The organism is Micromonospora sp. DT62 (assembly GCF_049847285.1).
In the GTDB taxonomy this organism is placed as follows: Bacteria; Actinomycetota; Actinomycetes; order Mycobacteriales; family Micromonosporaceae; genus Micromonospora; species Micromonospora reichwaldensis.
Genome location: NZ_JBNCOB010000033.1, coordinates 39,203 through 64,457, shown reverse-complemented (window position 1 = coordinate 64,457; position 25,255 = coordinate 39,203). Strand labels below are relative to the sequence as shown.

General features: G+C 73.8%; 23 protein-coding genes, 1 pseudogene and 1 riboswitch. Of the genes and pseudogenes, 10 read left to right on the top strand and 14 right to left on the bottom strand.

Annotated elements, in window-relative coordinates:
* The first annotated feature begins 78 nt into the window (after positions 1 to 78).
* Positions 79 to 585, top strand: a complete 507-nt coding sequence (locus ACPXCB_RS28995; RefSeq protein WP_425879080.1) for an Lrp/AsnC family transcriptional regulator — start codon at positions 79 to 81, stop codon at positions 583 to 585.
* A gap of 19 nt (positions 586 to 604) precedes the next feature.
* Here the strand turns inward: ACPXCB_RS28995 and ACPXCB_RS28990 are convergent, their stop codons facing one another.
* Both ACPXCB_RS28990 and ACPXCB_RS28985 read right to left on the bottom strand, forming a co-directional pair.
* Positions 605 to 1,576, bottom strand: coding sequence for a DNA polymerase domain-containing protein (locus tag ACPXCB_RS28990; protein ID WP_425879078.1), 972 nt, complete (start codon positions 1,574 to 1,576; stop codon positions 605 to 607).
* 200 nt (positions 1,577 to 1,776) lie between these two features.
* The gene (locus tag ACPXCB_RS28985; protein ID WP_151453556.1) at positions 1,777 to 2,007 is read right to left on the bottom strand and encodes a hypothetical protein; all 231 of its coding nucleotides are present in this window, start codon (positions 2,005 to 2,007) and stop codon (positions 1,777 to 1,779) included.
* Between the two features lie 213 nt (positions 2,008 to 2,220).
* Between ACPXCB_RS28985 and ACPXCB_RS28980 the strand changes: the two genes are divergently transcribed.
* From ACPXCB_RS28980 to ACPXCB_RS28960, 5 genes are all read left to right on the top strand, one after another.
* Entirely contained in the window at positions 2,221 to 2,961 is a 741-nt protein-coding gene (locus ACPXCB_RS28980; protein WP_425879076.1) for an alpha/beta hydrolase, read from the top strand.
* Positions 2,962 to 3,026: 65 nt separating this feature from the next.
* Positions 3,027 to 3,758 (top strand): histidine phosphatase family protein, encoded by a 732-nt coding sequence (locus ACPXCB_RS28975; protein WP_425879074.1) that lies wholly within the window; start codon positions 3,027 to 3,029, stop codon positions 3,756 to 3,758.
* Positions 3,742 to 4,611: an NAD(P)H-hydrate dehydratase gene (locus tag ACPXCB_RS28970; protein ID WP_425879072.1), complete on the top strand. Its 870-nt coding sequence runs from the start codon at positions 3,742 to 3,744 to the stop codon at positions 4,609 to 4,611. The genes ACPXCB_RS28975 and ACPXCB_RS28970 overlap by 17 nt, the downstream gene beginning before the upstream one ends.
* 147 nt (positions 4,612 to 4,758) lie before the next feature.
* Entirely contained in the window at positions 4,759 to 6,246 is a 1,488-nt protein-coding gene (locus ACPXCB_RS28965) for a S8 family peptidase (protein WP_425879070.1), read from the top strand.
* A gap of 112 nt (positions 6,247 to 6,358) precedes the next feature.
* The gene (locus tag ACPXCB_RS28960) at positions 6,359 to 6,859 is read left to right on the top strand and encodes a hemerythrin domain-containing protein (protein WP_425879068.1); all 501 of its coding nucleotides are present in this window, start codon (positions 6,359 to 6,361) and stop codon (positions 6,857 to 6,859) included.
* Positions 6,860 to 6,901: 42 nt separating this feature from the next.
* Here ACPXCB_RS28960 and ACPXCB_RS28955 read toward each other — a convergent pair whose 3' ends face one another.
* The gene (locus tag ACPXCB_RS28955; protein ID WP_425879067.1) at positions 6,902 to 7,753 is read right to left on the bottom strand and encodes a metallophosphoesterase family protein; all 852 of its coding nucleotides are present in this window, start codon (positions 7,751 to 7,753) and stop codon (positions 6,902 to 6,904) included.
* Between the two features lie 88 nt (positions 7,754 to 7,841).
* Positions 7,842 to 8,108: a hypothetical protein gene (locus tag ACPXCB_RS28950; protein ID WP_425879065.1), complete on the bottom strand. Its 267-nt coding sequence runs from the start codon at positions 8,106 to 8,108 to the stop codon at positions 7,842 to 7,844.
* Positions 8,109 to 8,214: 106 nt separating this feature from the next.
* A riboswitch (ZMP/ZTP riboswitch) is annotated at positions 8,215 to 8,304 on the top strand.
* A gap of 17 nt (positions 8,305 to 8,321) precedes the next feature.
* On the opposite strand from ACPXCB_RS28950, the gene ACPXCB_RS28945 reads away from it, so the two are divergent.
* The gene (locus ACPXCB_RS28945) at positions 8,322 to 9,758 is read left to right on the top strand and encodes a glycine hydroxymethyltransferase (RefSeq protein WP_425879063.1); all 1,437 of its coding nucleotides are present in this window, start codon (positions 8,322 to 8,324) and stop codon (positions 9,756 to 9,758) included.
* Between the two features lie 267 nt (positions 9,759 to 10,025).
* On the opposite strand, the gene araB is transcribed toward ACPXCB_RS28945, so the two are convergent.
* The 8 genes and pseudogenes from araB to ACPXCB_RS28905 all read right to left on the bottom strand — a co-directional run bounded on the left by araB (position 10,026) and on the right by ACPXCB_RS28905 (position 19,458).
* On the bottom strand, positions 10,026 to 11,690 hold the full coding sequence (gene araB / locus ACPXCB_RS28940; RefSeq protein ID WP_425879061.1) for a ribulokinase: 1,665 nt from the start codon (positions 11,688 to 11,690) through the stop codon (positions 10,026 to 10,028).
* Between the two features lie 124 nt (positions 11,691 to 11,814).
* Positions 11,815 to 12,966 carry a hypothetical protein gene (locus ACPXCB_RS28935; RefSeq protein WP_425879059.1) on the bottom strand — a complete coding sequence of 384 codons (1,152 nt, stop codon included), beginning with the start codon at positions 12,964 to 12,966 and terminating at the stop codon, positions 11,815 to 11,817.
* Between the two features lie 109 nt (positions 12,967 to 13,075).
* On the bottom strand, positions 13,076 to 13,336 hold the full coding sequence (locus tag ACPXCB_RS28930) for a hypothetical protein (protein ID WP_132234668.1): 261 nt from the start codon (positions 13,334 to 13,336) through the stop codon (positions 13,076 to 13,078).
* A gap of 67 nt (positions 13,337 to 13,403) precedes the next feature.
* Positions 13,404 to 14,732, bottom strand: coding sequence for a PLP-dependent aminotransferase family protein (locus ACPXCB_RS28925; protein ID WP_425879057.1), 1,329 nt, complete (start codon positions 14,730 to 14,732; stop codon positions 13,404 to 13,406).
* Positions 14,733 to 14,735: 3 nt separating this feature from the next.
* Complete coding sequence (locus tag ACPXCB_RS28920; protein WP_425879056.1) at positions 14,736 to 15,860, bottom strand: alpha-hydroxy acid oxidase; 1,125 nt, start codon at positions 15,858 to 15,860, stop codon at positions 14,736 to 14,738.
* Between the two features lie 101 nt (positions 15,861 to 15,961).
* Positions 15,962 to 16,900 (bottom strand): annotated as a pseudogene (locus ACPXCB_RS28915) (alpha/beta hydrolase); the annotation flags it as partial.
* On the bottom strand, positions 16,897 to 18,117 hold the full coding sequence (locus ACPXCB_RS28910) for a cytochrome P450 (RefSeq protein WP_425879055.1): 1,221 nt from the start codon (positions 18,115 to 18,117) through the stop codon (positions 16,897 to 16,899). The pseudogene ACPXCB_RS28915 and the gene ACPXCB_RS28910, both read right to left, overlap by 4 nt.
* Positions 18,118 to 18,183: 66 nt before the next feature.
* Complete coding sequence (locus ACPXCB_RS28905) at positions 18,184 to 19,458, bottom strand: SGNH/GDSL hydrolase family protein (RefSeq protein ID WP_425879095.1); 1,275 nt, start codon at positions 19,456 to 19,458, stop codon at positions 18,184 to 18,186.
* 299 nt (positions 19,459 to 19,757) lie between these two features.
* On the opposite strand from ACPXCB_RS28905, the gene ACPXCB_RS28900 reads away from it, so the two are divergent.
* Positions 19,758 to 21,353, top strand: a complete 1,596-nt coding sequence (locus ACPXCB_RS28900; RefSeq protein WP_425879053.1) for a class I adenylate-forming enzyme family protein — start codon at positions 19,758 to 19,760, stop codon at positions 21,351 to 21,353.
* Positions 21,350 to 22,585, top strand: a complete 1,236-nt coding sequence (locus ACPXCB_RS28895) for an MFS transporter (RefSeq protein WP_425879051.1) — start codon at positions 21,350 to 21,352, stop codon at positions 22,583 to 22,585. The genes ACPXCB_RS28900 and ACPXCB_RS28895 overlap by 4 nt, the downstream gene beginning before the upstream one ends.
* Before the next feature lie 74 nt (positions 22,586 to 22,659).
* On the opposite strand, the gene ACPXCB_RS28890 is transcribed toward ACPXCB_RS28895, so the two are convergent.
* Both ACPXCB_RS28890 and ACPXCB_RS28885 read right to left on the bottom strand, forming a co-directional pair.
* Positions 22,660 to 23,883, bottom strand: a complete 1,224-nt coding sequence (locus ACPXCB_RS28890; protein WP_425879049.1) for an MFS transporter — start codon at positions 23,881 to 23,883, stop codon at positions 22,660 to 22,662.
* Positions 23,884 to 23,959: 76 nt separating this feature from the next.
* A complete protein-coding gene (locus ACPXCB_RS28885; protein ID WP_425879094.1) occupies positions 23,960 to 24,439 on the bottom strand; it encodes a hypothetical protein in 480 nt (159 codons plus the stop codon).
* 136 nt (positions 24,440 to 24,575) lie between these two features.
* Here ACPXCB_RS28885 and ACPXCB_RS28880 point away from each other — a divergent pair, with 136 nt between their 5' ends.
* A complete protein-coding gene (locus ACPXCB_RS28880; protein WP_425879048.1) occupies positions 24,576 to 25,253 on the top strand; it encodes an SGNH/GDSL hydrolase family protein in 678 nt (225 codons plus the stop codon).
* Positions 25,254 to 25,255: the final 2 nt, after the last annotated feature.

Here is a 25,255-nt window from a genome sequence, read left to right as displayed (position 1 = left end):
GCCTATGCTCCTGCTGTCGGATGATTGACTCAAGATCCAGGACAAACGCGGGACGGATGGCATGGGACAGGCGGCGAGATGAGCCAGGGGTCCGGGGGCGCAGCGGAGCCGGTGGCCGGAACGGGACGTTCGGCGCGACCGTTGGACGACGTCGACCGGCGGATCCTCGACGAACTTGTCCGCGACGGCCGCACGTCGGTGCGCACGCTCGCCGAGCGGATCCACATCTCCCGCACCAACGCGTACGCCCGGGTCGAGCGGCTGCTGCGCGACGGGGTGATCACCGGATTCCGGGCGCAGGTCGCGCCCGAGGCGGCGGGGCTGGGCACCTCGGCGTACATCGCGTTGAAGATCGAGCAGAACACCTGGCGGGAGGTGTCGGCGGAGCTGGCCCGGGTCCGCTACATCGAGCACGCCGCCCTGCTCGGCGGCGACCACGACGTGCTGGCCCTGGTCCGGGCGCCGGACAACGCCACCCTGCGCGACGTGGTGCTGGGCCGGGTGCAGAGCATCGCCGGCGTGCTCTCCACCCGCACCTGGCTGGTCTTCGAGGAGTTCGACGGCGAACGCAGCCCATGGGAGTGAACCGGCGCGGCCTCCCCGCTCAGCGCTCCGGTGGGGCCTCCAGCCCCTCCCGGTCGGCCAGCTCCAGCAGCGGTTCCAGGGAGAACCGCCGGTCGTCGAGGCCGGCGTGCGGGTCGCCGCGCTCGGCGAACCGGGCGGGCATCGTGGTCACCGCGAAGTCCTCCGGCCGGGCGTCGTCCAGCTCCGACCAGTCCAGCGGCGCGGAGACCAGCGCCTGCGGGGTGGGACGGATCGAGTACGCCGAGGCCATCGTGTGGTCCCGGGACATCTGGTTGTAGTCGACGAAGACCGGCCGGTCCCGCTGCTCCCGCCACCAGGTGGTGGTGACCAGCTCCGGCAGCCGGCGTTGCATCTCCCGGCCCAGCGCCAGCACCGCCCGCCGGCAGTCGCCGAAGCTCCACCGGGGCTCGATGGAGAGGTAGACGTGCAGGCCCCGCCCGCCGGTGGTCTTCGGGTAGCCGGTCAGCCCCAGCTCCGTCAGGAACGCGTGCACCTCGTGGGCCACCGGCACCACCTGGTCGAAGCCCACCCCCGGCATCGGGTCCAGGTCAATGCGCAACTGGTCGGGCCGCTCCACGTCGGCGGCGGAGACCGGCCACGGGTGGAACCGCAGCGTGCCCAGGTTGGCCGCCCAGATCACCACCGCCAGCTCGCTCGGCGCGACCTCGTCGGCCGTACGCCCGCTCGGGAAGGTGATGTGGGCGGTGCGGACCCACTCGGGCGCCCCCGCCGGCAGCCGCTTCTGATAGAAGGCGTCGCCCCGGTTGTCCTGCCGGGTGCCGATCTTCGCGCCGTCGAACACGCCGCGCGGCCAGCGTTCCAGCATGGTCGGCCGGTCCCGCAGGGCACGCAGGATGCCGTCGCCGACGGCGAGGAAGTAGTGCACCACGTCCCGCTTGGTCAGCCCGAGTTCCGGGAAGTACGGCTTGTCGGAGCTGGAGACGCGCACCAGCCGCTCCCCCACCTGGATCTCCTCGGCCGGCGTCGCCACGCCTGACACCGTAACCCGCCCGGCCGGCCGGCACGGCGCCGCGCGCCGACACCTCGGCCGGCACGTTCCGACACGTCCCGGCACGGCCCCGCGCGCCGACACCTCGGCCGGCCGCCGGCCCGGGATGGCGCGCTCCGGGCGGTCGTCCGCGCGGCGGCCGGGCGGGCAGTCTCCGGCCGCCCGGCCGCCGGCGGCCGAACTCAGCTCATCTCCTCCTGGAGGCGCGCCAGGAGCATCTTCTTGCCCTGTTCGCCCGCCTTGCGATTGTTCTCCTGGATCTTCCGGAACCAGGTGGCCAGTTCCGTGTCGCCCCGCGCGTCGGCGTCGGCGACGTAGTTCTCCAGCTGCCAGATGTGCTGCAACGACATCTGTAGCGCGTGGATCAGGTCGTAGTTCTGGTCCTTCACCGGGCTCGCCGGCTCCCTGACCATGGTGGCCACGGCGCACCTCCCCGTCTCGGTGATCGGTGGAGGCAGCGCTTACCCGACCCGGCCCCGATCACGCCCCGGGCGCGGGCGCACCGTTCCCGGCGGGCCCGGTCGGGCCGGAACGGGGCGCCGGTGGACGGCTCCGTCGTCCGCCGATCGTCGTACCGGTGGGTTACGGTTCGTCGACCATCGGTGACCGGCGCGGGGAGAGAGTTCGTGGGCGAGCCTGGCGGACCAACGACGGCGACGTACGTGCTGATTCCCCCCGCAGGCAGCGGGCCCTGGTACTGGCACCTGCTGGCGGAGCAGTTGCGGGACCGGGGGCACGACGTGGTGGCGGTCGACCTGCCGTGCGCCGACGACTCGGCGGGGCTGGCGGAATACACCGACGCCGCCGTCCGGGCCATCGGGGACCGCACGGACCTGGTCGTCGTGGCCCAGTCGTTCGGCGCGTTCACCGGTCCACTGGTGTGCGACCGGGTCCACGCGGACCTGCTCGTGCTGCTGACCCCGATGCTGCCCGCCCCCGGCGAGTCGCCGGCCGAGTGGTGGGGCAACACCGGCTACCCGCAGGCCAGGCGGATTCAGGCGGAACGCGAGGGCTGGACGCCGGAGCAGGACGAGGACCCGAACGTCGTCTTCTTCCACGAGCTGCCGCCCCGGCTCGTCGAGGAGGCCACGGCGCACGCCCGGGACCAGTCGGGCACGCCGTTCGAGAAGCCCTGGCCACTCGCCGCCTGGCCGGACATGCCGACCCGGGCGCTGCTCTGCCGGGGTGACCGCTTCTTCCCGATCGACTTCCTGCGCGGGCTGGTGTCCGACCGGCTGGGCGTCACCCCGGACGAGATGGACGGCGGGCACCCGGTGGCCCTGAGCCGGCCGCGGGAGCTGGCGGACCGGCTGGAGGAGCTCCGGCGGGAGGCCCTCATGGTCGCCCGCCCCGCCGAGCGGGGTTGAGCGGCGGGTGGACGACGCGGTCCCGCGCGGTTACCCCGGGCGGGCTTGCGGGTAGGGGTTGCCGCATGGCGGAACTGGCGACGCTCTGGATCGTCCGGCACGGCGAGAGCACGGCGAACGTGGCGGCCACGGCGGCCGAGGCGTCCGGCGCCGAGCTGATCGACCTGACCCACCGGGACGCGGACGTGCCGCTGAGCCCCACCGGGGAGGAGCAGGCGCGGGCCACCGCGCGGTGGCTGGCCGGGCTGCCCAAGGCCTGCCGGCCCGACGTGGCGGTGGTGTCGCCGTACCTGCGGGCGGTGCGGACCGCCCAGCTGGCCCTGGCCGGCACCGGGATCCCGCTCACCCGCGACGAACGGCTGCGCGACCGGGAGCTGGGCATCCTGGACGGCCTGACCGGGCAGGGGGTGCGCCGGCGGCACCCGGAGGAGGCGGCGCGCCGCGACCGGCTCGGCAAGTTCTACTACCGGCCGCCGGGCGGGGAGTCCTGGACCGACGTGGCGCTGCGCCTGCGTGCCCTCCTGGGCGACCTGCGCCGCGACCACGAGGACCGGCGCGTGCTGCTGTTCGGCCACGACGCCCTGGTCTTCCTGACCCGTTACCTGGTGGAGGGGCTCACCGAGACGGAGCTGATGGCGCTGACCCGCGAACACGTCATCGCCAACTGCTCGATCACCGGGTGGTCCGCCGGCGCCGACGGCCGGCTGGCCCCGGACGTGTTCAACGACGTCGGTCACCTGCGCGAGCAGGGTGCCCGGCCGACCAGGGAGGACGAGGTCCATGCCGAACCGGTCTGACACCCGGGTGATCACCCCCGGTCTGCTGCGGGACTGGGCGCTGCCCGTGCCGACCGGCGGCAAGGAGGCCCGGGGCACGGTGCTGGTGGTCGGCGGCTCGCGCTTCACCCCCGGCGCGGTGCTGCTCGCCGGGGTGGCCGCGCTGCGGGCCGGGGCCGGTGTGCTCCAGCTCGCCGCCGCCGAGTCCACCGCCGCCGCGCTGAGCATCCAGGTGCCCGAGGCGCTGGTGGTGGGGCTGCCGGAGACCGCCGACGGAGCGGTCGCGGGGCAGCCCGGCGAGCTGCTGGGCGACCTGGTGGCGGAGGCGGACGTGGTGGCCGTCGGCCCCGGCCTCAAGGACATCGACGAGACCGGCCGCCTGCTGCGCGTGGTGCTCGACGCGGCCGGTCCGGAGACGTCGCTGGTGCTCGACGCGTACGCCCTGGGGGCCCTCAGCCACGCCCCGGACCTGCTGGTCGGGTCCGGGCGGCCGGTCGTGCTCACCCCCAACCTCACCGAGGCCCGGCACCTGCTCGACCGGGAGCCCGGCGACGACCTCGACGCCGAGGCGACGGAGCTGGCCTGCCGGTACGACGCGGTGGTGTCGCTCTACGGCCACATCGCCACCCCCGACGGCCGGAGCTGGCGGGAGGAGAGCGGCGACGCCGGCCTGGGCACCTCCGGCAGCGGGGACGTCCGCGCGGGGCTGCTGGCCGGGCTGCTGTCGCGGGGCGCGGAGCCGGCACAGGCCGCGTGCTGGGCGGCGTTCGCCCACGCGGTCAGCGGTCAGCGGCTGGTCCCCCGGTTCGGCCGGATCGGGTTCCTCGCCCGGGAGTTGCTCGACGAGATTCCCCACACCCTGGCGACCGTCTGACACCTTTCGTCCGGACCCACACAGGCATGTAACGCCAGCTCACCACGCGACGCTTGTGGTTGCGGAGGCGTGCATTCCGCCCGCCTCCCGCCGGCCGCTCCCCGCCAGGGGGCGTACCCCGGCTGGAAACAGCCCCTGGGAGTCTGTGTGAAGAACCTCCGTCGCAAGACACTGGCTGCCGCGTCCGCCGTGACGCTCGGCGTCGGCCTCGCCGTCGCCGGCGGGGTGGCCCCGGCGGCGTCGGCCGCCGGCCCGGACACCACGTTCCTGGTGCTCGCCCCGCAGGGCGGCAAGACCGACAAGGCGGCCGCCCGCGTGGCCGCCGCCAACGGCACCGTGGTGGCCAGCTACGACCAGATCGGCGTGCTCGTCGTCCGGTCGACCAACCCCGACTTCGTCACTGACGTGGCGGGCGCGGGCGTCGACTCGGTGGCGTCCACGGCCGGCCTGGGCACCGCCCTCGACGAGGGCGAGACCCTGGAGGTCTCCGCGGCCGAGGCGGCCAACACGACCGCCGACCCGACCAAGGAGCCCCTCTTCGGTCAGCAGTGGGACATGCCGATGATCGACGTCCCGCAGGCCCACGCCGTCAACGCCGGCCGTGCCGACGTGGTGGTGGGCGTGCTGGACAGCGGCATCTCCTCCAGCCACCCGGATCTGGCCACCCAGATCGCGAAGAACAAGAGCACGTCCTGCATCGGTGGGGTCACCGACACCGCCGAGGCCGCCTGGAACCCGACCACCTCCGACCACGGCACCCACGTGGCCGGCACCATCGCCGCCGCCGTCAACGGCGTCGGCGTGACCGGGGTCGCCCCGGGCGTCAAGGTGGCCGCCGTCAAGGTGGTCAACGACGACGGCTACATCTTCCCGGAGGCCGCGGTCTGCGGGTTCATGTGGGCCGCCGAGCAGGGCATGCAGGTGACCAACAACAGCTACTACATCGACCCGTGGCAGCTCAACTGCCGCAACGACGCGCGCCAGCGTCCGGTGTGGAAGGCGGTCCAGCGGGCCCTGCGTTACTCGCAGGGCAAGGGCGTGCTGCACGTGGCGTCCGCGGGTAACAGCAACTGGGACCTCGCCCACAAGATCACCGACACGGGCAGCCCGAACAACGGCACGCCCGAGGAGCGCGAGAACCTCACCAACTCCTGCCTCATCCTGCCGGGTGAGGCGCCGGGCGTGGTGACCGTGTCGGCGGTCGGCCCGACCGGGCAGAAGAGCTACTACTCCTCCTACGGCCAGGGCGTGGTCGAGGTGACGGCGCCGGGTGGCGACACCCGCTTCCGTACCCGGGGTGCCAGCTCGACCTCCACCGACGGCATCCTGTCCACCACCTACAACACCACCACGAAGACCAACGGCTGGGGTTACAAGCAGGGCACCTCGATGTCCTCGCCGCACGCCGCCGGCGTGGCCGCCCTGGCGGTCTCGGCGCACCCGGGCATGGCGCCCGGTCAGCTGTCGGCCTTCCTGGGCAACACCGCCGAGGCGATCTCGTGCCCCGGCGGCGTCTACAACCCGGTGCCGCTGATCGCGGCCGGCCCGAACGCCTACGACGCGAACTGCTCCGGCGGCAAGCGCAACGGCTTCTACGGCTCCGGCATGGTCAACGCGTACAACGTGGTGCGCTGACACCACGGCACGGCAGTGGCAGGGCCCGGCGGTTCACCGCCGGGCCCTGCCCGTTTTGGCTGCTCACCCCGGGGGTACGAGAGGAGGCGTCAGCCGAGCGAGGAGGTCAACGGTGTCCACCGATGCCATCGTCCTGTTGAAAGAGGACCACAAGGAGATGCGCCGCCTGTTCAAGGCGTTCCAGGATGCCGAGGAGGGTCCGGCGGCGCGGCGGCAGAAGCTGGTGAACGAGATCCTGGAAGCCCTCACGGTCCACACCTACCTCGAGAACGAGGTGATGTACCCGGAGGTCCGCAAGCTCCTGCCCGACCTGGAGGACGACATCCTCGAGTCGTACGAGGAGCACCACGTCGCCGACGTGCTCTGCGCCGAGCTGTTCAGCATGGACGCCGGCGACGAGCGCTTCAACGCCAAGACCACGGTGCTGATCGAGAACGTCCTGCACCACGTCGAGGAGGAGGAGCAGGAGTGGTTCCCGAAGGTGCGCGAGGCCCTCGGTCGTAAGCAGCTCCAGGAGATCGGCGAGCGGATGATCGCGCTGCGCGCGGACGCGCCGCGCAAGCCGACCGACCCGAAGGCGATCAAGAAGTCGCTGGACGCCGTGACGGCCTGAGCGGACGGACTTCCACGGGCCCCGGTGCGCCGGGGCCCGTCGTCACGCCGGGGGCGCGGGCAGGATCCGCCGCAGCGCCGGGGGCGCGGCCCGGGGCCGCCACTCCCGCGGGTAGCCCACCGAGACCTCCTCGAAGCGCACCCCGTCGTGCCAGGTGGTACGGGGGATGTGCAGGTGGCCGTAGACCACCGCGGCGGCGTCGAAGCGTAGGTGCCAGTCGGCGGTGGACTCGGTGCCGCACCACTGGGCGAAGATCGGGTAGCGCAGCACCCGGGTCGGCTCGCGCAGCAGCGGCCAGTGGTTGACCAGCACCGTCGGCAGCCCCGGCTCCCGTTCGGCGAGCCGACGCGCGGCCTCGGCGACGCGGGCCGCGCACCACGCCGACCGGCTCGGGTACGGGTCGGGGTGCAGCAGGAACTCGTCCGTGCACACGATCCCCGTCCGGTACGCCTCTTCCAGCGCCGCCTCGGGGGTGTCGAACCCGTCCGGGCGCCAGCTGTGGTCGTAGAGCAGGAACAGCGGCGCCACCAGCACCGGGCCGCCCGCCCCCCGCCACACCGGGTACGGGTCCTCCGGGGTCAGCACGCCCAGCCGCCGGCAGGCGTCCACCAGGTACGCGTAGCGCGCGGCCCCGCGCAGCGTCACCGGATCGGCGGGCGGCGTCCACAGCTCGTGGTTGCCCGGCACCCAGACGACCTTCGCGAAGCGGCGGCTGAGCAGGCCGAGGGCCCACTCCACGTCGGCCACGGTGTCGCCCACGTCCCCGGCGACCAGCAGCCAGTCCTGCGGCGATGCGGGGCGCAGCCCCTCGACCACCTCCCGGTTGCCCCGGTGACCGACGTGCAGGTCGCTGATGGCGAGCAGGCTGCCGCCCTCGCCGTCCTCCCCCGCCATGCCGCTGATCCTAGGCAGCGGCGCGCCCGGCCGCGAGACCCCCGTGCCGGCGACGGGCCGCACGACCCGCCGCCGGCACCTGGAAGGGTCAGCTGCCGGAGCCCGGCTCGGCCATCCTGCGGTGCTGCACCGCCTTCAGCTTGTCCGGGACGATCTTGCCGGCGGCGGTCTGCACCTTGTTGAGCAGCGAACCCGCGGTCACCGTCTGGTCGCCCGGCAGCATCGCCGCGAAGCCCTGCTCGGCCACGGTGCGCGGGTCGTCCTTGCGGCCCGAGCCGACCCGGGTGTCCGCCATCTCGGCACCGTCGAAGAACTCCGTGTCGATCGGCCCCGGCATCAGCGAGGTCACCGTCACCCCGGTGTCCTTCAGCTCGTCCGCAAGCGTGGTGCCCCCGACGCCGCCGGGGCCCGCCGCCGGGGCGAGGTGGGCCGGGAACCGCCGAGGTCGACCCGGTAGGATCGGCGCGGGCCGTGACTGGCGCGTAGGGATGGAGAACCATCGGGAAGCGGTCCCGTCATGAGGACGCATGCCGAGCGCCTGGGCCTTCCGCACGTCACTGGAGGTCGCATGTCGCTGAACGCCGAATCCACCGCCTTCCGCAGCGCCCTCGAGGTGATCCGCGCCGTCGAGCCCCGGGTGGCCGACGCCATCGGCGCCGAGCTCGCCGACCAGCGCGAGTCGCTCAAGCTCATCGCCAGCGAGAACTACGCCTCCCCCGCGACCCTGCTGACCATGGGCAACTGGTTCAGCGACAAGTACGCCGAGGGCACCGTCGGGCGCCGCTTCTACGCGGGCTGCCAGAACGTCGACACCGTCGAGGCGCTCGCCGCCGAGCACGCCCGGGAGCTGTTCGGCGCCGCCCACGCGTACGTGCAGCCGCACTCCGGCATCGACGCCAACCTGGTCGCGTTCTGGGCGATCCTGGCCGACCGGGTGGAGTCGCCGGCGCTGAAGAAGGCCCAGGTGCGACAGGTCAACGACCTCACCGAGGCGGACTGGTTCGCGCTGCGCCGGGAGCTGGGCAACCAGCGGATGCTCGGCATGTCGCTGGACGCCGGCGGTCACCTCACCCACGGGTTCCGGCCGAACATCTCCGGCAAGATGTTCGACCAGCGCAGCTACGGCACCGACCCGGTCACCGGCCTCGTGGACTACGACAAGGTCGCCGAGGCGGCCCGGGAGTTCAAGCCGCTGATCCTGGTCGCCGGCTACTCCGCGTACCCGCGGAAGGTCAACTTCCGGATCATGCGGGAGATCGCCGACTCGGTCGGCGCCACCTTCATGGTCGACATGGCGCACTTCGCCGGGCTGGTCGCCGGGAAGGTCTTCACCGGCGACTTCGACCCGGTGCCGCACGCGCACATCGTCACCACCACCACCCACAAGTCGCTGCGCGGCCCGCGCGGCGGCATGGTGCTCTGCCAGCCCGAGCTGGCCGACCAGGTCGACCGGGGCTGCCCGATGGTGCTCGGCGGCCCGCTGCCGCACGTGATGGCCGCCAAGGCCGTCGCCCTCGCCGAGGCCCGCCGCCCCGACTTCGCCGACTACGCGCAGCGGATCGTCGACAACGCGCAGGCGCTCGCCGAGGGGCTGCTGCGGCGCGGTGGCACGCTGGTCACCGGCGGCACCGACAACCACCTGGTGCTGATCGACGTCTCCGGCTACGGGCTGACCGGCCGGCAGGCCGAGCAGGCGCTGCTCGACTCGGGCATCGTCACCAACCGCAACTCCGTCCCGCAGGACCCGAACGGCGCCTGGTACACCTCCGGCATCCGGATCGGCACCCCGGCGCTGACCAGCCGAGGGCTGGGCACCGCGCAGATGGACGAGACGGCCGAGCTGATCCACACCGTGCTCAGCCAGACCAAGCCGGGCGCCAACCCGGACGGCACCCCGTCCAAGGCCAAGTACGTCCTCGACGCCGCTGTCGCGGACCGGGTCGCCAAGCAGGCCAGCGACCTGCTGAGCGGCTACCCGCTCTACCCGGCCGTCGACCTCGGCTGACCCGCGTCACCCCGATGCCCCCGCCGGCCCCGCCGAGCGGGGGCGTCGGTGCCTCCGCCCCCATCCCCCGGCGCCGCTTCGCCGGCGTCGTCGCCCCGCGTGTCGTCGCCCCGCGCGGCGTCGCCCAGCACGGCGCCGACCCAGCACCGCGCCGATCATGCAGTTTTGGCGCCCGCTTCATCCGGCTTGATGCCGTTTTATGACACACCACAACTGCATGATCGACACGCTGGTGAGGGTGGGGCGGGGTGGGCAGGGTGGGGTGGGTTAGTGGGGGCGGTGGCGGAGGGTGCGGAGGCGGTGCAGGACGTCGGTGCCGCCCCGGCCGAAGTGGTCGTGCAGGGCGCGGTACTCGGCGTACAGGTCGTCGTAGGCCGCCGCCCGGGCCGGGTCGGGGTGCCAGGTCTCGCGCCGGCCGGCGCCCATCGCCGCCGAGGCGGCCGGCACGTCCGGGTACGCCCCGGCGGCGACCGCCGCGTGGATGGCCGCGCCCAGCGCCGCCGGGTGGGCGGAGTCGAGCACGTGCAGCGGCCGGCCGAGCACGTCGGCGTAGATCCGCAGCAGCAGCCGGTTGGCGGTCAGCCCGCCGGCCACGGTCAGCTCGTCGACGGCCACCCCGGCGGCGGTGAACGCGTCGACGACGGTCCGGGCGCCGAAGGCGGTGGCCTCCAGCAGCGCCCGCCAGATCTCCTCGGGGCGGGTGGCGAGGGTCAGCCCGACCAGCACGCCGCTCAGCTCGTGGTCCATCAGCACCGAGCGGTTGCCGCTGTGCCAGTCCAGGGCCAGCAGCCCGTGCCCGCCCACCGGCTGGTCGGCGGCCAGGGCGTCCAGCAGCTCGTACGGGCTGAGCCCACGGCGGCGCGCCTCGTCGGCGTAGCCGGCCGGCAGGGCGTTGCGGGCGTACCAGGCGAAGATGTCGCCGACCCCGCTCTGTCCCGCCTCGTAGCCCCAGGCCCCGGTGGTGACGCCCCCGTCGACCACGCCGCAGACGCCGGGCACCTCGCGGTACGCCGCCGCGTTCATGATCAGGCAGGTGGAGGTGCCGAGCACCGCGAGCATCCGGCCGGGCTCGACGGCGCGGGCCGCCGCGGCGGTGACGTGCGCGTCGATGGCGCCCGCCGCGACGGCGGTCCCGACCGGCAGCCCGGTCCACGCGGCGGCCGTGGCGGTGAGCCCGCCGGCCCGGGCGCCCACGGGTACGAGCGGACCGTCGACGCGCGGCAGCAGGCCGTCGAGGCGGGGGTGCAGGGCGCGCAGGAACTCCGCCGACGGGTACCGCCCGTCCTGCCGCAGCCCCTTGTAGCCGGCGGCGGAGACGTTGCGGGTCTCCCGGCCGCAGAGCTGCCAGACCAGCCAGTCCGTGGTCTCGATGAGACGCTCCGCCCGGTCGAAGACCGCCGGATCCTCCTCCAGGATCTCCAGCGCCTTGGCGAGCTGCCACTCGGCGGAGACCCGGCCACCGTAGCGGGGTAGCCAGGTCTCGCCACGGGCGGCGGCGAGGTCGTTGACGCGGGCGGCCTGCCGCTGGGCGGCGTGGTGCTTCCAGAGCTTCGGGTACGCGTGCGGGCGGCCGGCCAGCTCGGGCAGCTCGCAGAGCGGGGTGCCGTCGGCGAGGGTGGGCAGCATCGTGCAGGAGGTGGCGTCGACGCCGATGCCGCACACGTCCTCGGGGCGGACCCGGGCCGCGCGCAGTGCGGCGGGCACCGCGACCCGCAGCACCTCGCGGTGGTCGGCGGGATGCTGCAACGCCCAGTCCGGTGGCAGCGGGGTTCCGTCGGGCAGCCGCTCGCTGATCACCCCGTGCCGGTACGGATGGACGGCCTCGCCCCGCACGGCGCCGTCGGCGACGTCGACCACGACCGCCCGGCCGGAGAGGGTGCCGAAGTCGACCCCGACGACGTACCGGGATGGGCCGGCTGCCGGCTGCGCCACCACTCCTCCTCTCGCCGCGGCGCGTCGGCGCCCGGGTGGGCGGCCGGTCAGCAGCGGCGGGAGGAAACGCTAGCAACACCGTGGCGTGGGCGGCATCGCCTGGCAAGGCCGAGGGGAGCGACCGTCAGCGGACGGTCACCAGTTCTTCCTTCAAGCGAGAGATCCTCGCCCACATCGACCCGACCGCGTACTGCCCCGCAACCATGGCAAGCAGCATGACGGTCGTAGCGACACCCATGCCGATCCAGGCGAACCCGAACAACGGCCCGCTGTCCGCGATGCCTCTGACGCCCACACCAACGAACGACGCCCCGCCCAGGAGGAACGCGCCGAGAAGGGTCACGTCGCTTTCAAACACAGTGGCATGACCCATGCCGGCAACTGCCAACGCCATGGCCGCCACAGGAGTCCAGGGAGCCCGAATCAGCGCCAGGGGGTCGACCTCGAAGTAACCACCCAGCTCACCCATCACGGCGATCATCGGAGTCATCAACAGCGCCGCGCCGAAACCCGAGAGACCGGGGGACTGAAGCGATAGCCTGACGGCGGAAACGGATATGGGAGGTAGTTCCTCGAGCTCATCCACAGCGAACAGGCAGGCGATTCCCACCAGTACGCCGGCCGCTCCCAGGATGAACATCATGAGCGTCGCCGGATGCGGCAACTCCCCCGGCCTCGTTCCGCCTCCGAGTTCTTCGCGCCCGAGCGCAACCAGTCCCAGGGCGCTTAGGGAGACCGCACCGAGCAGCACGGCCTGACCGAACAACCAACGCCTCTCGTCGGCGCGCGGAAACCCGGCTGCCAGGCCAACACCGATCGACAGCACCCCGAACAGCAGGTCGCCCTCGGTCATCCTGACGAGCCCCACGACCACCACACCGAGACTGATGGTCGTTGCAGAGGAGGAGTATCGGCGGTCAGGCCGGGCATGATCAGCCATCCGAACAAGGGCGGCAGCCAGGGCGCTCATGAAGGCCAACGGCCCCGCCCAGGAGTCCGGCGCAACCACGGCGACCATCGCTCCGAGACAACCGAAAACCAGGAGAAGCCTGAACGCGTACCGGACGACCGGCGCCCGCACGGGAAGCCTTCGCAGAGCCAAGGCAGCGCGTATTGCCGCCGCTGCCGCGGCGGCGGCGAACACGCCGCGATATCCCAGATCATCGCTGAGAAGATTCAAACCCATGGTGGTGGCCGCGACGAGCAACGCGCCAGACAGTCGCTTCCACCATGCCATCCCCGGGGACCCAGTCAGCGAGTCGTCTTCGCGCACCATGACAGCATGTTGCATCCGCCCGTCCGAGCCGGCGAGGCGACACACGCGACACAGAGTGATCTTCTCAACACGGCGGGGAGGGATCGCGCTGAGATGTCATGGCACCTCGTCAGGCGACGGGCCGCTTCAGGTGGTAGCGGTGCACCTCGGTGCTGCCCTGGACGTTGTTCACGTCCTCGGCGGCGGAGACCAGTTCCCAGCCCTCCCGGCCGGCCCGGTTGAGGTGCGCGATCGCCGTGTCGCCGTACGCGGTGATGTCCCGGCGCGACCCGTCCGGGCCGTACCAGGTGAAGCTGACGTGAAAGGCGCGGCCCTGCCCCTGATAACGGCGGACCAGCAACGCGTACTCCCAGGCGACCATGGCGTCCATTATGAGTGTCCACCCAGGACGGCGAAACACGGGCAGTCGCGCTTTGCCATGCGGTGAACGCGTTGTGTCATCCCACCTCGGCGTTCGCCGCCCGGCGGGCCGTCTCGTCGGCGACCAGCGCGGCCAGCCGGTCCAGCCCGAGGTCGATCTGCTCCGGGGTCACGGCGCTGACCGACAGCCGCAGCGCGTCGACCGGGGCGCCGTCGTCGTAGAAGTGCGCCATCGGCGTCCAGAGCAGGCCGTACCCACGGGCGGAACGGTGCAGCAGCGCGTCGTCGACCCGGAACGGCACGGTGACCACGACGAAGAACCCGCCGGCCGGGACGTTCCACCGCACCGGCGAGATGTCCGCCGGGAAGCGCCGGGCCAGGCCGTCGACCAGGTGGCCCAGGTTGCGTCCGTACGCGGCCCGTTCCCGGACGGTGGCCGCCACGAGGCTGCACCCGTGCTCCAGCAGCGCCCCGCCGACGACCGCCTGGGCGATCGGCGAGGTGTTCACCGTGACCATGCTCTTGATCTTGGCGAGCTGGTCGGCGAGCAGCCCCACCGTGCCGTCGGCGCCGGCGACGCGCTGGTCGGCGACCACGTAGCCCACGCGCGCGCCGGGCAGCACCGTCTTGGCGAACGAGCCCAGGTAGACCACCCGCCGCGCGGTGTCCAGCGCCTTGAGCGTCGGCGGCCGACCGGACTCCGAGGCGGGGAAGAGACCGTACGGGTTGTCCTCCAGCAGCAGCAGGTCCTCCTCGGCGGCCAGGTCGAGCAGCCGCCGCCGGTCGGCCGGGCCGATGCTGGTCCCGGACGGGTTGGCGAAGTCCGGCATCACGTAGCAGGCGCGGGGGCGCAGCCCCGCCGCCCGGGCGAGGCGCACCTGCTCGCGCAGGTCGGTCAGGTCGATCCCGGCGGGGCCGCCCCGCACCGGCCGCACCGGCAGGTCCAGCAGCCGGGCGGCGCCGGTCAGCCCCACGTACGTCGGGGCGACGGCGAGCAGTACGTCGCGCGGGTCGGCCCGCAGCACCCGCAGCACCAGGAACATCGCCTCCTGGCAGCCGACGGTCACCACGATCGCCTCCGGGTCGACCGTCAGCTGCTCGTCGACGGCGAGGTTGCGGGCGACGAGGTGGTGCACGATGCCCTTGGTGCGGCCGTACTGCAGCAGCGTCCGGTGCACCTGCGCGGGGCTCTGCCCCAGGTCGTCGGCCAGGTGCCGGCGGAACGTCTCCAGGTGCCGGTGCAGCGCCGCGACGTCGAAGAACTCCTCGTACGGCCGGCCGGCCGCGAGCGACACCGCGTCGGGGTAGTGCTGAGCCACCTCGTTGAGGAAGTTCATCGAGTTCAGCGCCGGGTCGTCGACCGCCGGGTGCAGGTCGGCCACGCGCAGGTCCACCGTCTCCGTCACCGGTCAGCCCTCCCTGATCACGCGCAGCTCGCGGGCCGCCTCCGGGTCGGCGCAGCCGGCCAGCGCGAGGGCGTCGCGGAACTCGCCGGCCAGCAGCGCCAGCGCCGTCCGCGCCCCGGCCTCGCCGCCGGCGGCGAGCGCCCACAGCATGGGCCGGCCGACGAGCACCCCCCGCGCGCCGAGGGCGAGCGCGCGCAGCACGTCGACGCCGTCGCGCACGCCGCTGTCCAGCAGCACCTCGCACCGGTCCGCCACCGCCGCCACCACCTCGGGCAGGATGGTCGCGGTGGCCGGCGCGCCGTCGAGCTGCCGGCCGCCGTGGTTGGAGACCACCACGGCGTCCGCGCCGGCGGCCACCGCCAGCTCCGCGTCGCGCGGGTCCAGCACGCCCTTCACCACCAGCGGCAGGGCCGTACGGCCGCGCAACCACTCCAGGTCGGCCCAGGTCAGCGCGGGCGCGAAGACCTCGCCGGTGTGCGCGGCGATGGCGGAGACCCCCGGGGTGGCGGCGTGCGCGAGGTCGTCCCGGCCGGTCGGCAGGTTGGCCGCCACGACCTGCGACGGGATGGCGAACGCGTTGCGCACGTCGCGCCGGCGCGGGCCGAGGATCGGCACGTCCACGGTGACCGTCAGCGCCGTGCAGCCCGCCGCGTGCGCCCGGTCCAGCAGGTCGGCGACCAGGCCCCGGTCGCGCAGCCAGTAGAGCTGGAACCAGACCCTCGCCCCGGTCTCCGCGATCTGCTCGATCGACACGCTGCTCAGGGTGCTGGCCACGTACGGCACGTCGGCCGCGCGGGCGGCGGCGGCCAGCCCGAGTTCCCCGTCGGGGTGCACGAGCCGCTGGTACGCCATGGGCGCCACGGCCACCGGCATGGCGTACGACGCGCCGAGCAGCCGCGCCTCGGTGCGGGGGGTGTGCACCCCGCGCAGCACCCGGGGCAGCACGGCCACCCGGTCCAGCGCGCGGCGGTTCGCGGCGAGCGTCGTCTCGGCGCCGCTGCCACCGTCGACGTAGTCCCACACGTCGGGGGGCAGCACCGCCCGGGCCGGCCCCGCGAAGTCGGCCAGGCTGGCCGGCGACGGCTGCGTCACCGGCAGGTCCGACTTCGGCAGTACGCCCTCCACCATCACCGCTCTCCCTTCCCACCGGCGCCGCCCCCACTGACGGTCGCCGCCCTGCCGGCCGTCGCGCCGGGCGATCCCTCACCCGCCGCGCCACTACCCGGCGCGTCGCCGCCCGGCGTGCCGAGCCGGCCGCGCAGGAACGCGGCGGCCTGATCCTGGGCGCGTCGGCCGTCGTCGAACGCCCCCGGCATGGCGAAGAATCCGTGGATCATGCCGGCGTACCGGGTGAGGGTGGTGGGCACCCCGGCGTCGCGCAGCCGGTGCGCGTACCGCTCCCCCTCGGCGCGCAGCGGGTCGTGCTCGGCGGTGATCACCAGCGCCGGCGGCAGGCCGGTCAGGTCCGCGGCGAGCAGCGGCGACGCCAGCGGGTGCCGCGCGTCGGCGGGGTCGGTGAGGTAGTGGCCCCGGTACCAGGCGACCGAGCGGCGGTTGAACAGCAGCGGGTCCTCGCCGTCGCCGTCGGGGTCGGCGCTCTGGTCGGTGTTCGGGTACACCAGCAGTTGCGCGGCGAGGCGGGGCCCGCCGCGCTCCCGGGCCAGCAGGGCGACGGCGGCGGCGAGGTTGCCGCCGGCGCTGTCCCCGCCGACCGCCACGCGCTCCGGGTCGACGCCGAACTCCTCCGGGTGCGTGGCGAGCCACGCGGTGGCCGCGTGGCAGTCGTGCACGGCGGCGGGGAAGGGATGCTCCGGGGCCAGCCGGTAGCCGACGGTGACCACCTGGCAGGGCACCGCGTTGGCGAGGCGCCGGCAGATGCCGTCGGCGGTGTCGACGCTGCCCAGCGTCCAGCCGCCGCCGAAGAAGTAGACCAGGGTGGGCAGCGGCCCCTCCCCCGCCGGCCGGTGGATGCGCACCGGCAGGTCGCCGGCCGGGCCGGGCACGTGCGTGTCGCGTACCTCGTGCACCGGCTCGACCGCGCCGCCGCCCGCGCGGATCGCGGCGAGGTCGGCGGCGCGGGCCTCGGCCAGGGTCTGGGTGTACAGCGGCGGGGTGCCGGCCGCCGCGCGGGCGGCCCGGTACGCCGCCACCTGCGGATGGATGCTCACGCGGGCCCTCCTCGGGTGTGCACGGTCAGCTTGTCGACGCCACGCAGGAAGAGGCTGCCGCTGTACGTCGGCGGCTCGGCGACGGTGAGCCCGGGGAAGCGGGCCAGCAGCCTGGGCAGCGCGAGCCGACCCTCCAGCCGGGACACTGCGGCGCCGAGACAGAAGTGCGGGCCGGCGCCAAAGGCCAACGACGGTGACCCGCTCCGGCGCGGGTCGAAACGGTCCGGGTCGGGAAAGCGCGCCGGGTCGCGGTTGGCCGCGCCGAGGATCAGCAGCACGTTGCGGTCCCGCCCGACCGGCACCCCGCCGACCTCGGTGTCCTCCGGCGCGGCCCGGGCCAGGAAGTGCACGGGGGCCTCCAGCCGCAGGATCTCGTCGACCGCGCCCCGGGTCAGCGCGTCGTCGCCGGGCAGCGCGGCGGCCACCTCGGGGTGGGCCAGCAGCAGCGGCAGCCCGTTGGAGAACAGGTAGACGGTGGTGACGAACGCGGCGTTGAACAACACGATCAGGTTGCTGACCAGCTCGTCGACGGTCAGCTCCACGTCCCCGAAGTCGACCGCCTCCACCAGGGCGCTGATCAGGTCGTCGCCGGGCCGGTGCCGCCGGTGGGCGATCAGCCCGGCGTAGAAGTCGCGCAGCTCGGCGGCGGCGGTGTTGGCGGCGGCGAGCCGCTGCGGGGTCTGGCCCGCCACGTCCAGGAACTCGTCGATCCGTTCCACCCGCTGCCGGTAGAAGTCCAGCTCCCCGGCGGGGATGCCGATGAACTCCGCCATCACCAGGGCCGGCAGCGGGTACGCGAACTCCGCGACGAAGTCGAGGCCGGCGTCGCCGGCGTCGGCCATCCGGTCGAGCAGCCCGTCGACGACCCGGTGCACGATCGGCTCCAGCGCGGCGAGCCGGCGCGGGGTGAAGCTCCTCGCGAAGGCCGCCCGCATCCGGGTGTGCTCCGGCGGGTTGACGAACATCATCGAGGTCTGGAGGGTGCGCAGCACCTCCTGTTCCCGCCAGCCCGGCGGGGCCTGCTTGTACCACCGCGGGTCCCGCAGCACCTGGCTGACCAGGTCGTAGCCGACGGCGACGGCGGCGACCGAGCGGTGCTCCGCGCGCGCCGGCACCGGGCTGACCGGCCCCAGCGCGTGCAGGGCGGCGTAACAGGGGTACGGATCCTGCCGGCCCTCGTCGCTGTAGAGACGGGTCAGCAGCTCAGTGACGTCCACGGTCCTTCGTCTCCCCCCGTCGAGGGTGCCGCGGGCGGCGGGGGTCGCCCGCCGCCCGCGCCGGTGTCACAGGCCGAGCAGTCGCAGCGGTACGGCGTTCGCCAGCGCCTGGTTGCCGGCGTCGTTCGGGTGGATGTGGTCGCCCGAGTCGTACGCGGGCAGCAGCCGGCTCGGCTGCGCCGGATCGCGCAGCACCCGGTCGAAGTCGAGCAGCCCGTCGAACTCGTCGCTGCCGCGCAGCCACGCGTTCACCGCCTGCCGGGTGGCCTCCTTCTCCGGCGTCCACACCCCCGGGTTGCCGTGCCCCTCGTACGGGCTGAGCGTCGTCACGAGGCTGCGCAGGCCGCGCGCCTTCACCTGCTGGTTGACCTGCCGCAGCGAGGCGATGATCTGCTCGGCGGAGTCGCCCGACATCCAGATGTCGTTGATGCCGAGTCCGGTGATCACGGTCCGGGCGTCGGTCTGGGCGAAGACGTCCTCGTCGAGCCGGGCCAGGGCGTTGGGGCCGAGTTCGTGGTAGCCGGGGAAGCCGCCCGCCCCGGGCTCGGGGCCCTCGTGGTTGAGCCGGTTGCCGGCGAGGCTGAGGTTGAGCACCCCCGGGGTGCGTACGTCCGGGCGGGCGTCGATGAGCCGGTCGGCCAGCAGGTCGGGCCAGCGCTTGTTGGCGTTGACGGTGCTGCCGTTGCCGTCGGCGATGGAGTCGCCGAGCACCACCACCGAGCCGGGGCTGTGCCGGCGCTGCACGTCGATGCCCGACAGGAAGAACCAGCAGCAGTTCGGTCGGATCGTGAACCCGGCCCCGCCGGCGGCGGAGGTCAGGTCGCTGGCGCCGATGAAGTTGGTCTGCCGGGACTGGCCGTGGAAGGTCACCGGCCCGGTGGGGGTCGGGAAGTGCACCGTCAGCACCAGGTCCTGCTGGTCGCCGACGGGCAGCGCGACGGGGTCGCTGACCAACTCGGCGCCCCGGTTCATGGTGGCCGAGGTGCCGCCGCCGAAGGTGAGCGTCCGCAGGGTCGAGGGGTCGATGTCGGACAGGTCGTCGGGGGTCGCGGTGTTCGGCTTAGCGACGGTGGCGCGGCCGACCCGGACGGCCTGCTCGCCGTAGGAGTTGCTGAGCCGGACCCGGAACCGCTCGCCGCCGACGGTGGTGTGCACGACCATCCGTACGCTCTGGTCGTTGAGGCCGGTGTTGGTCAGGCCGGTCGCGTTTCCCCTGGTGACGGCGGCGGCCCAGCTGCCCGCCCAGACCGTGCGCTGGTGGGACGCCCCGGTGTCCGCCGGGCCAGCGCTGGCCACCATCGCCGGGGCGCCGGCGACGAGCAGGGTGGCTGCGGCCGTGATGACATGCCATCTCTTCGGAGTCGACATTGAACCTCCATCGTTGGCAGCCCAGGGCCGTCCGCTGACGGCACCGCCTGGACGATGGTCCAGAAACCTAGCCGTCCCGTTTCACGACCGTCAATCAACCTGATCGACGCGATCAAATGTCCTCCGGTCCGCCCGGAGCGCCGTTCAGGCTCTGTCCGGTGACAGTCGGTGGTCCCTACGCTCACGGACGGCGGCGGTGCGCCCGCCCGGCCGCCGCGTCGTGCCGGGCCGCCCGGCACACGGCCACACGTCTGCGGCGAGGGGGCTGTCGGATGACCGACCGACCGGAACGACGACCCGGCTACGTGCACCGGGCGCTGGAGCTCTTCGCGGGCTTCGGCGACCGGGAGGCGCTGGTCGGAAACGGACACCGGCTCAGCTACGCCGAGGTCGCCGCGCGGGTACGCGGGCTGGCCGCGACGCTGCTCGGGCACGGCGTACGGCCGGGGCAGGCGGTGCTGCTCGCGCTCGGCAACCCGGTGGAGGGGCCGCTGGTGCAGCTCGCCCTGCACCTGCTGGGCTGCCGGACGATGTGGGTCGCCCCGGTCACCTCCCGCCGGGAGGTCGACGAGTTCGTCCGGCTGGCCCGCCCCGACGCGTTCGTCCACGACGCCCGGGACCCGGCCGGCCTCGGCGCGGAGCTGGCCGGCGGGCTGTCCGGCGTACCCGTGCTCTGCCTCGGCCCGGGCGGCGCGGGCCCGGACCTCCTCGCCGCGACGGAGCGTGCCGGGGCGGTCGAGCTGCCGGCCGACGTGCCGGCGCCGGAGTCGTTCCTGCAGACCAGCGGCACCACGGGCACCCCGAAGCTGGTGCACCACCGGGAGAGCTTCTACACCCAGATCCTCGCCCTGGCCGCCGACTTCCGCGCCGCCGGGCACCCGCCGCTGCGGCACCTGTCGCACTCGCCGATGTGGCTGGCCAGCGGCCAGATCACCACGCTGTTCAACCTCTTCACCGGCGGGGTGCTGTTCCCGCGCGACGGCTGGGACCCGGCGCGGTTCATCGGGACCGTCGACCGGGAGCGGATCAACTCGACCTTCGTCACGCCGCCGATGCTCTACGAGGTGCTCGACCACCCGGCCCTCGACGGCGCGGACTTCTCCGCCATGTTCATGTTCAACGTGGGCGCCGGGCCCGCCGCGCCCGCCCGGCTGCGCCAGGCGATCGCGCGCTTCGGCCCGGTGCTGCGGATCGTGTACGGCCTCAGCGAGGCCGTCGTCGTCACCGCCCTGCCGGGGCTGACCGACGACCCGGCGCACCCGCAGCGGCTGCGCTCCTGCGGGCGCCCCTACGGCGACGTGCGCGTCGAGATCCGCGCCGACGACGGCACGGTGCTGCCACCCGGCGAGAACGGGGAGGTGTGGGTGCACACCGGCCTGCGCTTCGCCGGCTACCACGGCCAGCCCGAGCTGACCGCCGAGACGCTTGTCGACGGCTGGGTCCGTACCCGCGACGTCGGGCACCTCGACGCCGACGGCTACCTCTACCTCGTCGACCGGTTGCAGGACCGGATCCTCACCCGGCGGCGCAGCTGGCCGATCCACTCCCGCCCGATCGAGGACGTCCTGGCGGGGCACCCGCAGGTACGGGCGGCGGCGGTGATCGGCGTGCCGGACGAGGCGGCCGGCGAGCTGCCGTACGCCTACGTGGTGCCGGCGCCCGGCGCGACGGTGACCGCCGGGGAGCTGATCGACCTGGTGACCGCCGAACTCAGCGACACCTGGGCGCCGGGCGGGGTGGAGTTCGTCGACCGGCTGCCGCTCAACCGCTCGGCCAAGGTGGACAAGCGCGCGCTGCGGGCCCGGTACGCCGCGGACCACCCGTCGTCGGTCGAGCACCCGGAGGCGTCGATCGGCAGCCTGGCGTGACCCCCCGGCGGGAATTGACCGTCCTGGTCGCCGCCGACCTGATCTCCAACCTGGGCAGCCGGATCTCGGTGGTGGCCCTGCCCTGGCTGGTGCTGGAGACCACCGGCAGCGCGGCGAAGATGGGCGCGGTGGCCGCCGCCGAGACGCTGCCCTACCTGCTCTCCAGTGCCCTCGGCACGCCCTGGGCGGACCGGATCGGGCTGCGCCGCACCTCCATCCTGGCCGACGCGGGCAGCGCCGGGCTGATGGTGGCGGTGGCCCTCACCCCATGGCTCGGGTTCGGCGCGCTGCTCGCCCTGGTCGCCCTGGTGGGCGCGCTGCGGGGCGTCGGCGACCGGGTCAAGCACGTGATGTTCCGCCCGGCCGCCGAGGCCGCCGGGGTCCGGCTGATCCGGCTGACCTCCGTCTACGACGGGCTGGGCCGGCTGGTCACCCTGCTCGGCGCGGGGCTGGGCGGGCTGCTCGTCTGGTGGTTCGGGGTGACGCAGGCGCTGCTCATCGACGCCGCCAGCTTCGCCGCCTGCGCCCTGCTGGTCGGCCTACTGGTCCGGCCGCCGGCCGCCGCGACGGGACCGGCGGCACCGGAGGGCTACCTGCGCGCGCTCGCGGGCGGGTTCCGCCACCTGGGCCGCGACCGGATGCTGCTGACCATGCTGCTGGTGATCTCGGCGCTGAACATGGTGGTCAACGCGAGTGTCGCGGTCTACATCCCGCTCTGGGTGGCCGACGTGTTGCACAACCCCGCCGGGCTCGGCCTGCTGCTGGGGACGTTCTCGGCGGGCGCGCTGCTCGGCAACCTGCTCTTCACGGCGTACGGTCCCCGGCTGCCCCGGTACCTGACCTTCGTGGTCGGCGCGGCGCTGGGCGGCGCCCCGCGCCTGCTGGTCCTGGCGCTGAGCGAGGAACTGGCGGTGGTGCTGGCGGTGACGTTCGCCTCCGGCATCGGCATCGCGGCGGTGAACCCGCTGCTCGGGGTGGCGATCTACGAGCGGGTGCCGGCCGCCCTGCAGACCCGGGTGATCGGGCTGGCCGGGTCGCTGGCGTTCGCGGGCCTGCCGCTGGGCGCGCTGCTCGGCGGCTGGTCGGCCACCGCGCTCGGCCTCGCCCCCGCCCTGCTGGTCATGGCGGCGTTCTCCCTCGTCGTCACCCTGCTGCCGCTCCTGCCCGGCCTGCGGCCACGGTCGACGGTGGCGCCGGCCGAGCGGGCGCCGGGTGTCGTGGGCCGGGCGTAGGGTCGGGACATGGCCACGTGGGAGGACGTACGCCGGATCGCGCTGGGTCTGCCGGAGACGGGCGGGCACCCGTCCTACCAGGGGGTGCCGGCGTGGAGGCGGCCACTCCGCCGGGGAGACACCGTCGAAGCCCGCTCGGTCTGTCGCCACGTCCAGTGGCGTTGGGCCGCGCCGGCCGCGCAGGCCAGGCAGATCGCGGCGGCTGCGACGAGCGTGCGGCGTTCGCCGAAGTGGACGATGGCGGAGCCGAGCGGGATCGCCAGCGCCACGGGGCCGAACATCGCGGTGTTGGCGGTGCCGGACACCCGGCCGAGCATCGCTGTCGGCGTGTGCGTCTGCACCGCGGTCACCGCGGCGACGAGGGCCCAGGGCAGGCCGACGCCGGCGACGACGGAGGCGGCGACCGTCCCGGGCCACCAGGGCAGGCAACGCACCAGGCAACTCACGGCAAAGAGCGTCGTGCCGGCGACGCCCACGGTGACCGGGCTCCACCGCGCGATGAGCCGGCCGACGACGATGCCACCGACGACGGACCCGGCCCCCTGCGCACTGAGCAGCACGCCGAGGAACGTCGTCGGTAGGCCCAACCCGGTGGTGACGATCGCGTAGTTGGCAGCGGTGGTGAAGCCGGACATGGCGATCGACACGGCGGCGAGCACGACGGTGACGCGCAGCGCCCGATGCGCGAAGAGGACGGCGAGTCCCACGCGTACGCCGGTCGGCCGGTCGCTCGGCCGGACGGGTGGCAGCCGCTTCAGCCGTACGGCCGCGTACAGGACGGCGACCAGGACCGGCGTCGCCGCGCTGAGCAGGACGACAGCGTGGCCCCCGCGCCACGCGTAGAGGCCCGCACCGACCAGGGGCGCCACGAGCTTCATGCCCTCCTGGGCGCTCGAACGCCATCCGTTGACGTCGCCGAGTTCCGTGGGCGACAGCGCGGAGGGCAGCAGCGCCGACTCGCCCGCGTCGATCAGCACGTAGCTGAGGCCGTAGGCGCAGGACACCAGGAAGATGAGCCACGTCTGCTCCGGTCCCCGCACCGTGAGGAGACTGAGCAGTACGGCGGACAACGCGAGGTTGACGGCCATGACCAGCGGTCGCCTCGGCGCCCGGTCGAGCAGAGCTCCCAGCCAGGGGCCGCCGAGAACCGGGGCGTACACGCAGAGACCGGCGAGGGCCGCGAGACTGACGGAGCCTGTGAGGTCCAGGATCCAGATCCCGGCGACCAGTGACATGGCGCTGCTGCCGAAGCCCGACAGCAGCGAGATCGCGATGAACAGCGCGGCGTTGGGGCGCACGAGCCCTCCAAGGTTGAGCGTTGTCGACTCAAATCCTCAGCCCTGAGTGAGACCCAGGCAAGACTGCCGCGACTCGTCAATGTGTCGTTGACAGCAGGTCGTCCAGAGTCGACGCGACGGCCCGCACCGGTGCCGGCAACCGTCCACGTTCCACGTCGGCCAGGTCGACCGCGAGGAGCGACGCCAGCGCATACAGCGAGCCCGGATCGGCGTCGAGGGCCGCCTCGGCGGTCCTCCTCACGAGAGCCGCGCGCCCGAACCGCGCATCCCACCGCCGGTCCGCGTCGATCCACCGCTGGAGGTCGAAGACCGCGCCCCGGATCGCCGCGATCCGGGCCGAGTATCCGAGATCCCGTTCCTGCCGCCGCGACCGCCGCGCGGCTGCCAGGCGCTGCCGGCGCTGCTCCGCGGCCTGCCGGCTGCCCAAGCCGAGCGCGGCAGCGATCTGAGCCCACGTCGCACCCAGGTGACGCGCGCGGTCGATCAGCTCCAGCTCCTGCTCGTCCAGCCGCGCGCGGTCGGCCACGACGGTGGACAACTGGCTCAGCTCGGGCATCACATGTCAACGCTACATTGACACGCGGACCGCGCGTCGCCCGCGACAGCCGGGCAGCGGGAAGCCGACCGACCGTCGCGTCGCGTCAGTCCACAAGGACCTTCTCCGGCCCCCGGATGCCGGCTAGCGTGCCGGCATGCCATCGACGTTGACCGAGGCGACGGATCCGTGGTGCCTGCGCGACGGGGAGAGCGCGGCGCTGCTGCGCGACCATCCCTGGCGGCGTTTCGCGGTGCTGGGCGACAGCGTGGCCGAGGGGCTCTGCGAGCCCGTCGACGGCTATCCCGACGTGCAGTGGGCGGACCGGATCGCCGCCGAGCTGCGGGCCGTCCGGCCGGAGCTGGCGTACCTCAATCTGGGCCTGCGGGGGCTGCGGGCGCACGAGGTGCGCGCCGCCCAGCTCGCCCCGGCGCTGGCCTTCCGCCCCGACCTGGCGCTGGTGGTCTGCGGCGGCAACGACGCCTTCGGGCGGGGCTACGACGCGGACGCCGTCGACGCGGAGCTGACCGCGATCATCGAGGCGCTTCACGCCGCCGGGGCGGACGTGATCACGGTCGGCATGTTCGACGTGTCGCTCAGCCCCGCCGTGCCCGAGCGGCACCGCGCCGGCCTCAGCGAGCGGATGCGGCGGCTCTCGGCGCACACCGGGGCCCTCGCGGAACGGCTCGGCACCCTGCACGTGCGGCTCACCGACCACCCGCTCACCGCCGAGGCGACGATGTACAGCAGCGACGGCCGGCACGGCAGCGCCCGCAGCGACGCGGTCGCCGCCGCCGAGACCGTCCGCCGCCTCGGCGCCCACCTCGCGCCCTGACC